Source organism: Bacillus sp. ISL-18, from assembly GCF_018613415.1.
GTDB lineage: Bacteria > Bacillota > Bacilli > Bacillales > Cytobacillaceae > Neobacillus.
The window spans coordinates 496,383-509,233 of the sequence record NZ_JAGGQG010000002.1; the positions used below are offsets into that span (position 1 = coordinate 496,383).

Consider the following 12,851-nt stretch of genomic DNA (forward strand, 5'->3'; position numbering starts at 1 on the left):
GAGGAATACACCTTTTTTGCGAGCTTCTAGCCTCTTACTCAATGGCGGTTTGAAATCTATCTAAAAAGTTTTTGATATACTCAAATACTTCAAATGGACGTTCCTCTGGTACAGCATGTCCGGTTTCTTTTAATACGATTAGCTCGGAATTGGCTAAATCTTTATGCAGCTGCTCTCCTACCTTAAGAGGCATGGATTTATCATGATCACCCCAAATTAATAAACATGGTGTTTTGATTTGCTGAAGCACTTCAACGGGAAGATCGCCTTCCCGATCTCTAATCATTCTGGTCAGAGCTCTGAATATTTCATCTTGTAAAAAAGGCTGAAGATAGCCGTTGATCATTTCCTCATTAATGATGGAATGATTATATAAGGCATCCTGCAGATTCTTCCTCACTCCCGTCCGCGCGAAATAGTATTTAACAAAGCGATGGAAATAAGGTAAATAGCTAGTTAAGATTAAAGGTAATTTAAATCGCTTTAAATAGGCGGAGCTGCAAAGGAGAATCGCTTTATCCGCAATATCCGGCATCATATGTAGGATATTGAGAACAATTTGGCCCCCCATTGAATGGCCGATAAAGGTCATTTTTTTAAGACCTAAAGATTCTGTTAATTGGATAACGGTTTGAGCAAGGTTTTTATAGGAATACACATACTGATTGCATTTCTCGCTTTTACCAAATGGAGGGAGATCGATAGATAAAACCTGAAAATCTTTTTTTAACAATGAAATTAAATGGCGAAAGGTAAAGGTGGAAGAAAGAAATCCATGTAATAAAACAAACGTTTTATTCGCTGTTTGATGGGGATAAAATTCATAATAAACATTAATATTATTTACGGTCTGATAACCGGTAAAAGCTGCCTGCTCCATACATCATTCCTCCTGCTCCACATAAAATAGTTGCCTTTAATTTTCCCCACACCCTGAAAGAAATACTACAAGATGCATGAAGAAAATATTAGGAAAACAGGTTAAAAGATTAAAAAAACAGTTGTCCACGATATGTATACAAATGTCTTTTGATGGTGCCTGACACCAAAAAATAAATTTTTTCGAAAAAGTGAAATAAAGTGTTTGAATTTTTAGAAAACTCCATGTATAATGAAAAAAAGCTCAAGGAGTTGATTTCCATGGAAAAGAAATTATTAAATTCACCACAACATTCGGATGAGAATCAAGATGCTGTTATTGCTGAGATGTTCCTAAACAATGCCCTGCTTGAATTTAAAAGGGAGAATATCCGAAAGGAAATCGACCAGACATTACAAAATGGGGATAAAGAATTGTTCCTTAAGTTAACAGAAGAGCTAAAGTTAATTTCTTAATTCATTACTAACGTAATCAAATATCACAAAGGGCAGCCCTATCCTTTAACTGGATAAGGGCTTCTTTCTGGTTTCTGATTAATATGGTATCGTTTAATGGATAGTTGTTTATAGGGATTAATTACAGATAAAATCTTTTCCTTTGTGTTAATTTGCAAAACCAATAAAAATAGAGCTGGGGGATACCATGGATACTAATTTCAATTTGTATTTAATAAGACATGGTGAAACATATTTAAATCGATATAAAAAAATGCAAGGCTGGGCGGACAGTCCACTAACTGAGGAAGGGAAAGCTGTTGCTGCCGAAACGGGTAAGAGATTAGCCGCTGTTCCTTTCGATCGTGTATATACAAGTGATTCCGGGAGAACGGTTGAAACTGCTGAATTAATCCTTCAACAAAATAATTACCAGAATCATTTGGTGATAAATAGGAGAAAAGCCTTTCGAGAGAGTTTTTTTGGAAGCTTTGAGGGAGAATATTCTGAAGTTGTTTTTCGAAAAATAGCCGAAGAAAATAACTGTTCAAGCACGAAAGAATTGTTTCAAAACCATAATCTAGAAGATGTAATGAATTTTTTTAAAAAGTCAGACCCATTTCATCATGCTGAAGATTACAAAGAACTGTGGGGACGGATAGAAAACGGCTTAAATGAGATTGTCTCTAGTAGTCAACGTCATAATGAAAACATTTTACTTGTAACACATGGCGTTATCATAAGAAATATCATTAGTAAACTTTCTAACGAATTTGATAAGGGAATGGATATTAAAAATTCGAGTGTTTCTGTATTAAAATATACAAATAACATGTTCGAAGTTGTTTCCTTTAATCAATAGTAGATTAAACAAAATCGAAAGAGACTGATTTATGGAGAAAGTATCGTGAAAGAAAGGATCATTGAGGAATTAAAAAGAATTGAGCAGGAATTCGATGTAAAAATATGCTTCGCCGTTGAGGCAGGAAGCAGGGCATGGGGCACTTCTTCACAGCATAGTGATTACGATATCCGGTTCATTTATATTCATAAAAAAGATTGGTATTTATCAATTGATCAAAAACGTGATGTCATTGAGGAGCCGATAAATGACCAACTTGATTTAAATGGATGGGATTTGCGGAAAGCCCTCCAGTTATTTAAAAAGTCAAATCCCTCCTTGTTGGAATGGCTTCATTCTGAAATCGTTTATTATCAAGCTTTTTCACTACTTGAAAAAATGAAGGTACTAGAAAATGAAATATTCCAACCCAAGGCGTCCCTATTTCATTATTTAAATATGGCCAAAGGGAATTATCGGATTGGTTCTCAAACTAAACCGATAAACAGTAAGCGCTATCTAAATATCATTCGCCCTATCTTAGCCGCCATGTGGATTGAAAAATATAACAACTTTCCTCCAAATGAGCTTCCACAAATAATGGAGGATTTGGTTAGGGAGAAAGAAGTAAAGTGGGAGATTCATAAACTGATCAAAAACAAAATAAATCAGGATGACCCCTATATTAAACTTAATTTCCCTATTATTCATGACTTCATTGATAAAGAAATGAACGATCTGGAGGAATATGCCGAGAATTTGATTGTAACAACAAGGGACTATACCGATAAGTTAAATGTGTTGTTTAGAAAAATGCTGGAGGAAGTGTGGTCCTAATCCTAGTCTGATTTTTACAACCCCCCCAATGAATGTCATAACTTAAGTCCATCATTTGATGGCTTTTTTTTGTAGGAAATTACATTTTGTGTGCTAACCCTTTCCTTTACTCCTTTAAAAATCTTAAGAGAACGCTGGAAAATAGGGCTTTGAATGAAGGTATAAATAAAAGTAGCCATAAAAACAGGGCCTCCTAGAAAAAGACCGATCACTAAAACAAAACTTTCAACAATGACCCTGGCCTTGCTGACAGATAACCCGGTTTTGTCTGATAACGACAGCATAAAGCCATCACGCGGACCGGCACCAATTCCCGCAGCAACATACATTCCTCCACCTATTCCAGTTATAATGATACCAGAGAGAAGAATTAGATAATCAATCCAAGTATTGGTTGCCTTTGGCAGGATGTCCAGCCAAAGGAAGAAATCCATAATGGGTCCAATACACAAGGCATTTAAGATTGTTCCAATGCTAATATAACTTCTGGCAATAAATAAGGAGATGAAGATTAGCACCAAACCACAAATAACACCCCAAGTCCCAATGGTTAAACCAAAATGCTGATAAAGGGCAACATTTAATACTTCCCACGGATGTAATCCAATATATTTTACTTTTACAGCTATAGCGTTGCCTAAGCCAAAAAAGGTTAATCCTAAAAAGAATAGACAATATTGAAATAATTTCAATTCCACAAACCTCCAGTAAATAACAATTCTGAATATTAAAAACCCACTCTAAAAATCTTAAGATATCTATCGAATATAATCAATGGTTAAATTTAAAATGATTACTATAATCAGAAATATGTTAAAATAATTAAAATTATAAAAAGTAAACAATTAGAGGGGATGTCTATGAATCTCATCGGTTCGGAAAAACTTCAAAAAATGTCAGCTAGTATCTTTCAGGAAGTGGCTGATCGGAAAATGGCGGCAATGAAAAAGGGCAAAGAGGTCATTGATCTTAGTGTCGGGAGTCCGGACTTTCCTCCACCGCCCTATGTCGTTGATGCATTAGTTGAATCTGTTCAAGATACCAGTAAATATGGCTATACATTGAAGGGAATACCGGAATTCAATGAGGCGGTATGTTATTTTTATAAGCAGCGTTATGGTGTTGAGTTAGACCATGCTACAGAAGTGCTGCAGTTGATGGGTTCACAAGATGGTTTAGCCCATTTGGCCACTGCGATTATTAACCCTGGGGACTATGTTTTAGTACCTGATCCCGGTTATCCAATTTACGAGGCGAGTGTCAATTTGGCGGGAGGAGTCATCTACCCAATGCCCCTGCTGGCAGAAAATCGATTTTTACCAAACTTAAATGATATTCCTCTAGAGGTAGTACAGAAAACTAAAATGATGATTATAAGTTATCCTGGAAATCCAGTTACCGCATTGGCGGATAAAGGATTTTTTGAAGATGTTATCTCGTTTGCAAGGACTCATAATATTTTAGTAGTTCATGATTTTGCCTATTCAGAATTGATTTTTGACCATCATCCACAGATTAGTTTTATGGCTGTTCCTGGAGCCAAAGAAGTAGGAATCGAGTTTAACTCACTTTCGAAAACATTTAATATGGCCGGCTGCCGGATTGGGTATGTGGTTGGTAATGAGGAAGCAATCAATTTATTAGCAACCTTTAAATCGAATATTGATTACGGAGTTTTTTATCCCATTCAACAAGCAGCTGTGAAAGCTTTAACTTCTGATTTCTCCTATTTACAGGAGCAGGTAAAGGAATATGAGCTTCGAAGGGAAGCACTGGTTGAAGGACTTAAGAAAAGCGGCTGGCAGGTCGCAAAGTCTCCAGCAACGATGTTTGTATGGGCAAAGATTCCGGAGGGTTGGACGTCCCGTCAATTTGCCTTTGAATTAATTGATCAAGCTGGTGTAGCTGTAATCCCGGGTGATGCTTTCGGTTCACTAGGAGAAGGCTATGTCCGCATTGCACTTGTTCAGCCGTCCGAGGTGCTTTCTAGAGCGGCTGAACGGATTGAACAATTTTTAGCGGATCGTTTAATTGAAAAATAGGATAGTTATCGTATCTAGCAATGCACATACTTTTTTACTTGTTGGTCAAAAAACTAATATTTCTTCTATAAACATCCATGTAAACATATATTTTTAAAAAAAGACCTTCAGCCCTTGAAGGTCTTTTACTTTGATAATGAAAGAGGGATACCGCCATGCCAAGTGAAATACAACATGTAGAATTAGCTATCCCGATTGAGGTCATATGGGACTTTATTCGAGATGAAAACAATTGGGCACCACTTGTCCCAGGGTATATTCAACATCAAAAAGTGAATGACCGGCAAATTAGCTGGGTGTTTAAAAGCGACCTTGGGATTGTCAAAAAAAAGGTCACTTTGCTAATTGATATTAAGGAGTGGAACGAACCAAGTAAGGTAAGCTTTGAATTAAGGCGAAAGAACGAAAAGTACCTGGGAGAAGGATACTTTGAAGCAAAAGCCCTCAACAAAAATAAAACCCTCCTGACAGGTTTTCTAGATATAAATGCAACAGGACCAATGGGTACACTGGCAAATACCCTGTTTAATAAAGCTGTTAATCTATCTGATGAAGAGGTAGCAGCCGCCATATCTTCCAAACTCGAAGAATTTAGCAATAAGTAGATACTAAAGCCTCATCCCTCTATGATGTTGTGGCTTTTTTTGATAAAACTTGGTTTTAATTACCGCTGAATGGGTAATTACTTTGAAGAGTGAACATCTCTCTTAAAAATTAAGATATTCTTAAGCATCCAATGGTAAAGTTAGTCCAAAATCACTTAGTTAAAAGTGGGAGGATTAACAATGCTAACAAAGATACCAAAAAAAGGCCGTAACGCGGTCTTAATTGTTTCATTACTTGGTCTGGGAACTGGATACAATCTGCCAGCAACCGTCTATGCTGAAGGGGTAACCCAAGTAACCCAAACAACAAATACACTCGCTAAATTAGAAATCGAAGGAGTCAAGCTCGACAAAGATTTCTCAGCAGAAAATAATCAATATACAGCTGCAGTAGATAACGAAACAGACTCGATTCATCTACTTGTTGAAGGAACCAATGACAATTCAATCATTAGTATAAATGGCAAAACCATTACAGGCGGCACCTTTGAGCAATACTCACTGCAAGCTGGGCAAAATATCTTCCTTGTCACTGTGAAGGATCCTATCAGCAATCTTACAAATACTTATACGTTAATGGTTACTAGAAAGCAAAATAACCAGAATCAGCTTAAAGATATTAAACTGTCAACAGGGAAGCTTTCACCTGCTTTTTCACCTACAGTGACTGATTATTCTGTTCAACTCCCGAATGCTGCCTCAACGATAACGGTGCTGCCAACTGCTGCTGTAAATTTAGCTGAAATTGAAGTGAATGGGGAAGAAGTGACACAAAAAGGCGTATTAGTAAATGTTCCGGTGGGAAAATCAGATATCCGTATCGTAGTAACCGCTGAGAATGGAGCAAAGTTAAGATATACAATTCATGTCGAACGCCAAGATACATCCACAGGAAATGGCACTGTTCCAGCGCAAACTGGAAGTAATGGATCAGCGCAAACTGGAAGTAATGGATCAAGACCAAATGGAAGTAACAGTATAACGAAAAATGGCAGCGGACTCTCAACTCAGACTGGCAGCACCTTTCCAACACCAACTGCCAGAACAAACACGAATTCTTCTCAACTTGCCTCTACCCAGCAGAGTACAGCAGGGACCGCCCAAAAAACAACCAGGGCTGCCCTTTCAAAACTAACCGTATCTGAAGGAACCTGGGACAGTTCATTTACTTCAAGCGAGTATACTTACCATGTGGCTGTTGCAAGTGATACTAAGACCGTTACGATAAATCCAACGGCAAGTTATAACAGTTCCGAAATTTCGATCGAAGGAGGCACTAGCAAAACCATCCAGTTAGATGACGACAATAAAACTGTTATATCAGTAGTGGTAACCTATAATAATACCGACCGGAAAACCTATGTATTAGTTTTTGATAGAGCAGAGAATTAATGGGAAACCTATTTCATGAATGGGAATAAACCTGAAAAAACTCCAGTCAGGTTTATTTTTTTTAGAAAAAATAGAAAAGCGAGAAAAAATATTTAACATGATTCGAAAAGATATGTTATATTTATATATAAAAAATTTAGTGAATCTTTTGAATAAGGGGAAGGTGATAGAATGACAACAGAATTGAAAGTAAATGACAGCAGTCTTCCATTGCGTCGTGATGTGAAATTACTGGGGAAAATGCTAGGTGATATTCTTGTCGATTATGGCGGTCCCGAGCTTTTTGATAAAGTTGAAAAAATAAGACTCATGTGTAAAACACTTCGGGAACATTACGACGAAGGAATTTACGAGGAATTAAAAGCGGAGATATCCAGCCTAAACTCACCAATGCGTAAACAGGTCATCCGGGCATTTTCTATGTATTTCCATTTGATTAATGCAGCGGAGCAAAACCATCGAATTCGCAGAAGAAGACAGTATCAGTTGAAAGATGATAAAATCGTCCAGCCTGCTTCGATTGAGAGTGCCATTTTAAAGTTCAAAGAACACGATATTAGTGAAGAGATTATCCAAAAATCCCTCAACACCTTATCACTCGAACTAATTATTACAGCACATCCGACAGAAGCAACAAAACGCTCCATTCTTGAAATACAGCAGCGAATTGCTGCCATTTTAAAGAATCTCGATCATCCACTTTTATCTGATCGTGAGCAAAAAAAGCTAGAAGATAGTTTATTCAATGAAGTAGCGATTCTATGGCAAACAGATGAATTGCGTGACCATAAGCCAACTGTGTTAGATGAAGTGCGTAACGGACTCTATTACTTTGATCAGACCCTTTTTGAAGTCCTTCCTGAAATACATCAGGAGGTAGCGGACTGCCTTGAAAAATATTATCCAAGCACAACTTGGAATGTTCCAAACTTCCTTCGTTTTGGGTCATGGATTGGCGGGGATCGTGATGGCAATCCTAACGTAACAAGTGATGTCACGTGGGAAACATTACAAAAACAGCGCAGACTTGTGTTAAGGAAATATAAAAATGTTTTGATTGACATCATGAAACGATACAGCCACTCGACTACAAGGGTAAATGTTAGTGAAGAAATTCTATTATTCCTAAAGGAAAAAGAAGACTTATACTTAGCAGATGATAAAAAGTGGCCAAACAAAACAGAGGCTTATCGACGTGTCTTAGCCGTTATTATTGAACGCGTAAGACAAGTGGGAAAATCCGAAATTGGCTACAAAACATCGGATGAATTATTAGATGATTTAAAGATGATTAACCGTAGTTTGAAAAAACATCATCCTAGTGATCATGAATTAAAGTCGATCCAAAAGTTAATCAGACAAGTGCAATTATTCGGTTTCCATTTGGCGACACTTGATATCCGAAACCATAGCGGAGAACATGAGGCGGCTATGACAGAAATACTTCGGAAAGTCCAAATGACAGATAACTATGCGGCTCTTTCTGAGCAGGAAAAATTACAGTTGTTACAAAATATCTTAATGGATCCACGTCCGCTGCTATTGTTAAATGAGGACTACTCTGCTGAAACGCAAGAAATAATAAAAGTGTTCCAAATGATTAAATCGGCTCATGAGGAGTTCGGCAAGCGTGCCATCACGGTTTATCTTGTCAGTATGACTAGATCAGCAAGTGACTTATTGGAGGTACTTGTTTTAGCAAAAGAAGCAGGTATATACCGTCTGCATGCGGATGGAACGCTGGAAAGCCACCTAAACGTTGCACCGCTTCTTGAAACGATTGATGACCTGACTGCAGGTCCAAAAATTATGGAAACTCTTTTTGAAATGCCAATCTACCGTAACCATCTTACTATTTTAGGGGATCAACAAGAAATAATGCTTGGCTACTCTGATGGTAGTAAGGATGGGGGAACACTAACAGCCAACTGGAAGCTATATAAAGCCCAAATCGAAATCCACGAAATGGCCAGCAGGTACAAAATAGGTCTTAAGTTTTTCCATGGCCGCGGCGGGTCGTTAGGACGGGGCGGCGGTCCATTAAATAAGAGCATCCTGTCCCAGCCAGCAGAAACAATTGGGGATGGAGTAAAAATCACTGAGCAGGGTGAGGTATTATCTTCAAGATATCTGCTTGAGGATATTGCATATCGGAGCTTGGAACAGGCAACATCCACTCTTCTACTTTCAGCTGCACACGTTTCTCAAAAAGAGCAGGGAACGTTACGTGAGCATGTTTGGGAAGAATCGATTGAGGAGATTTCTAGTTTTGCCTTATCAAAATACCAATCATTAGTATTTGATGATCCTGATTTCCTTACTTACTTTAATGAAGCCACTCCATTAAAAGAAATTGGTGACTTAAATATTGGTTCAAGACCAATGAGTCGGAAGAATCGTGGAAGATTTGAGGACTTAAGGGCGATACCATGGGTGTTTGCCTGGACGCAGAGCCGCCAGCTAATTCCGGCTTGGTATGCTGCCGGTACAGGTTTAGATAGCTTCGCATCAAGAAGCGCGCAAAATCTGCAGCTTTTGCAGCAGATGTATGCAAAATGGCCATTCTTCCAATCCACAATAGATAATTTAAATATGGCATTAATGAAGGCAGACATCACAACTGCTAAAGAATATTTAACACTTGTTGAAGACAAGACTATTGCCGACAGAATATTTACGAATATTCTTGAGGAATATGAAAAAACAAAAGCGATTCTCCTTAAAATAACAGGAGATAGCGAATTACTCGACCAGACACCAAACATTAAGGAATCAGTGTATCGACGGAATCCTTATGTGGATCCATTAAACTTTTTACAAGTTGAATTGATTAAAGAATTACGGAAGCAAGATGAGCCGAATGAAGAAATATTAACTGAAGTCCTGCTTACTATTAGTGGTATATCCGCAGGACTCCGTAATACAGGCTGATCAAATTGAAGAAGGTCTTAAACTCTTTTGAAACAGAGTTTAGGACCTTTTTTTATGCAGTCACAGTTATCTTTGAACATTTTGTGAATCTTTTAAAAATGAATGGTTATTCATTCATTTTTGCGCAAATTTCGACAAACTTCGAGAATCTCGCATGATATATTTTAGCCAGAAGAATCCAAGCTCTAAACCCATTGGCAGTCTGTCTTGGGCAGGCAGGAAATTGACAAAATATGAGGTGAACATAAATGGCTGTTGAAGAAAAAGTAGTTCAAGAAAAGCAATTAGTTACAGCAGCAATTGATCGGTTAGCCAATAATGCAGAAAAAGCATTGGGGGATTTTCGCGGCTATACACAGGAAATGGTCGATAAAATCGTAAAGGAAATGGCTTTAGCGGCGCTAGAAAATCATAAAAAACTTGCGAAGCTAGCGGTAACAGAAACGAGACGCGGAGTTTATGAAGACAAGGTTTTTAAAAATATGTTTGCAACGGAATTTATCTACAATAACATTCGAGATATGAAAACGGTAGGGGTAATTCGTGAGGATGAAAATGAAGGGATGGTTGAAATTGCAGAGCCAGTGGGAGTTATTGCTGGTGTTATCCCAATTACAAACCCCACATCTACAGTTATCTTTAAATCTTTAATTTCACTCAAAACAAGAAATCCAATTATTTTTGCCTTTCCGCAATATGGTCAACAATGCTGTACTGAAACAGCAAAAATACTTTTGGATGCTGCGCTTAGAGCAGGAGCTCCCGAAAATTGCATCCAGTGGATTGGATCTCCTTCGCATGAAGCTTTTCAAACCTTAATGAGACAGCCAAAGATTTCACTTATCTTAGCAACAGGAGGACCAAACTTGGTAAAGGCAGCGTATAGCTCAGGGAAACCGGCACTTGGTGTGGGGGCTGGTAATGTACCTTGTTATATCGAAAAAACAGCCAATATCAAGCGTGCTGTCAATGATGTAATTTTATCTAAAACCTTCGATAACGGAATGATTTGTGCTTCAGAACAAGCCTTAATTATTGATCAAGAAATATATAATGAAGTAAAACAAGAACTGCTTGAAAATAATTGTTATTTTCTAAGTAAAGATGAACGAAAAATGGTCGAAAAGGCAGTCATTTTTGAAAAAACAGGTTCCATAAACAATTTAATTGTGGGGCTGCCGGCATCTATGATTGCTAAGTTTGCTGGAATCAAGGTACCTGCTAATACAAAAATATTAATTGCAGAACTAGAAGGAGTAGGTCCGAATGAGCCTTTATCCTGCGAAAAATTAAGCCCGATTTTAGCCTGCTACAAGGTTAATAGTTTTGCAGAAGGCTTGAAAGTTGCTGAGGAGACATTAGAATACGGCGGGTTAGGACACTCCGTTGCGATTCATACCTCAAACCAAGATTTGGTAGATATTTTTTCACTACAGTTAAAGGCGGGCCGAATTATGGTTAATACGCCATCAACTCATGGAGCAATCGGGGATATTTATAATACATCGCTGCCATCCTTAACAATTGGATGTGGAACATATGGAGGGAATTCTGTGTCACAGAATGTCGGAGCCCAAAATCTGCTCAATATTAAAAAGGTTGCGAAAAGAAGAACGTTCACGCAATGGTTTAAAGTACCTTCTCAGGTTTTCTTTGAGAGAAATTCAGTGCAAACCCTCGCAGCCATTCCGGGTATTACAAAAGCTTTTATCATTACCAGCGGAAGTCCTTTGAAAAATGGCTATGTCGATAAGGTTCTCTATTATTTAAAAAAGAATCAAAACAGCATTCAATTTGAAACCTATTCAAATATTGAGCCAGAGCCAACGCTCGAAACCGTTATGGATGGAGCAGATAGAATGCGCAAGTTTCAGCCGGATTTCATTATTGCCTTAGGCGGCGGGTCGGTAATGGATGTGGCAAAAGCGATGTGGCTATTCTACGAACATCCCGATACAGATTTCCGGAGCTTAACGCAAAAATTCTTTGATCCAACAAAACGTGTCGTAAAATTTCCGGAAATGCGGACAAAAGCTAAATTTGTGGCGATTCCGACTACTTCCGGCACGGGTTCAGAAGTTACGGCATTCTCCGTTATAACAGATAAAAAAGCAAATATTAAGTATCCGCTTGCCGATTTTCAGCTTACACCTGATGTGGCAATCGTGGATCCACAGTTTGTAATGACGGTTCCTAATCATGTAACGGCTGATACGGGAATGGACGTCTTGACTCATGCCATTGAGGCCTATGTGTCGGTATTAGCCAATGATTTTACAGATGGACTTGCTTTAAAAGCGATTCAGCTTGTCTTTCAATATTTACCTAGGGCATATCGAGATGGGGTTGATGAACTGGCACGTGAAAAAATGCACAATGCCTCTACGATTGCAGGGATGGCTTTTGCTAATTCGTTCTTAGGAATCAATCATAGCCTTGCCCACGTGCTAGGAGCACAGTTTAAAATTTCGCACGGACGTGCCAATGCCATTCTATTACCACATGTCATCCGTTATAACGCTGCAAAACCAAATAAATTTATGACCTATCCTAAATATGAACACTTTATTGCGGATCAGCGCTATGCGGAAATTGCTAGAATGCTCGGTCTTCCTGCCTCCACTACAGAAGAAGGAATTGAGAGTTTAATAAAGGCAGTAGTATCCCTTGCACAAGAGTTGGATATTCCAATGAGTATTCAAGCGAATGGTGTAAAGAAGGAAGAATTTGAAAGTAAGGTAGCGGAACTCGCAGAACTTGCCTTTGATGATCAAGATACGATCGCAAATCCAAAACAGCCATTTATCAGCGAACTAGCTGAAATCTATCAACAGGCCTTCAAAGGAATTTAGAACGAAATGTTCTATATCAAGATTTCTTTTTTAAAAC

At 38.2% G+C, this 12,851-nt stretch carries 10 protein-coding genes; 8 read left to right on the forward strand and 2 right to left on the reverse strand.

Features of this window, described 5'->3' with window-relative positions:
• Positions 1–34: 34 nt before the first annotated feature.
• Complete coding sequence (locus J7E81_RS02440) at positions 35–880, reverse strand: alpha/beta fold hydrolase (RefSeq protein ID WP_215040549.1); 846 nt, start codon at positions 878–880, stop codon at positions 35–37.
• Between the two features lie 260 nt (positions 881–1,140).
• Between J7E81_RS02440 and J7E81_RS02445 the strand changes: the two genes are divergently transcribed.
• The 3 genes from J7E81_RS02445 to J7E81_RS02455 all read left to right on the forward strand — a co-directional run bounded on the left by J7E81_RS02445 (position 1,141) and on the right by J7E81_RS02455 (position 2,992).
• The gene (locus J7E81_RS02445) at positions 1,141–1,335 is read left to right on the forward strand and encodes an IDEAL domain-containing protein (protein ID WP_215040550.1); all 195 of its coding nucleotides are present in this window, start codon (positions 1,141–1,143) and stop codon (positions 1,333–1,335) included.
• A gap of 187 nt (positions 1,336–1,522) precedes the next feature.
• Complete coding sequence (locus J7E81_RS02450) at positions 1,523–2,176, forward strand: histidine phosphatase family protein (protein ID WP_215040551.1); 654 nt, start codon at positions 1,523–1,525, stop codon at positions 2,174–2,176.
• Positions 2,177–2,221: 45 nt separating this feature from the next.
• Entirely contained in the window at positions 2,222–2,992 is a 771-nt protein-coding gene (locus J7E81_RS02455) for a nucleotidyltransferase domain-containing protein (protein ID WP_215040552.1), read from the forward strand.
• 35 nt (positions 2,993–3,027) lie between these two features.
• Here J7E81_RS02455 and J7E81_RS02460 read toward each other — a convergent pair whose 3' ends face one another.
• A complete protein-coding gene (locus tag J7E81_RS02460; RefSeq protein ID WP_215040553.1) occupies positions 3,028–3,690 on the reverse strand; it encodes a YczE/YyaS/YitT family protein in 663 nt (220 codons plus the stop codon).
• 162 nt (positions 3,691–3,852) lie between these two features.
• Between J7E81_RS02460 and J7E81_RS02465 the strand changes: the two genes are divergently transcribed.
• The 5 genes from J7E81_RS02465 (at position 3,853) to adhE (ending at position 12,814) form a co-directional block, all read left to right on the forward strand.
• Positions 3,853–5,034: an LL-diaminopimelate aminotransferase gene (locus tag J7E81_RS02465; protein WP_215040554.1), complete on the forward strand. Its 1,182-nt coding sequence runs from the start codon at positions 3,853–3,855 to the stop codon at positions 5,032–5,034.
• A gap of 155 nt (positions 5,035–5,189) precedes the next feature.
• On the forward strand, positions 5,190–5,639 hold the full coding sequence (locus tag J7E81_RS02470; protein ID WP_215040555.1) for an SRPBCC family protein: 450 nt from the start codon (positions 5,190–5,192) through the stop codon (positions 5,637–5,639).
• A gap of 180 nt (positions 5,640–5,819) precedes the next feature.
• Entirely contained in the window at positions 5,820–7,031 is a 1,212-nt protein-coding gene (locus J7E81_RS02475; protein ID WP_215040556.1) for a cadherin-like beta sandwich domain-containing protein, read from the forward strand.
• A gap of 171 nt (positions 7,032–7,202) precedes the next feature.
• Positions 7,203–9,962: a phosphoenolpyruvate carboxylase gene (gene ppc / locus J7E81_RS02480; protein ID WP_215040557.1), complete on the forward strand. Its 2,760-nt coding sequence runs from the start codon at positions 7,203–7,205 to the stop codon at positions 9,960–9,962.
• 248 nt (positions 9,963–10,210) lie between these two features.
• Positions 10,211–12,814: a bifunctional acetaldehyde-CoA/alcohol dehydrogenase gene (gene adhE, locus J7E81_RS02485; RefSeq protein WP_215040558.1), complete on the forward strand. Its 2,604-nt coding sequence runs from the start codon at positions 10,211–10,213 to the stop codon at positions 12,812–12,814.
• Positions 12,815–12,851 lie beyond the last annotated feature (37 nt).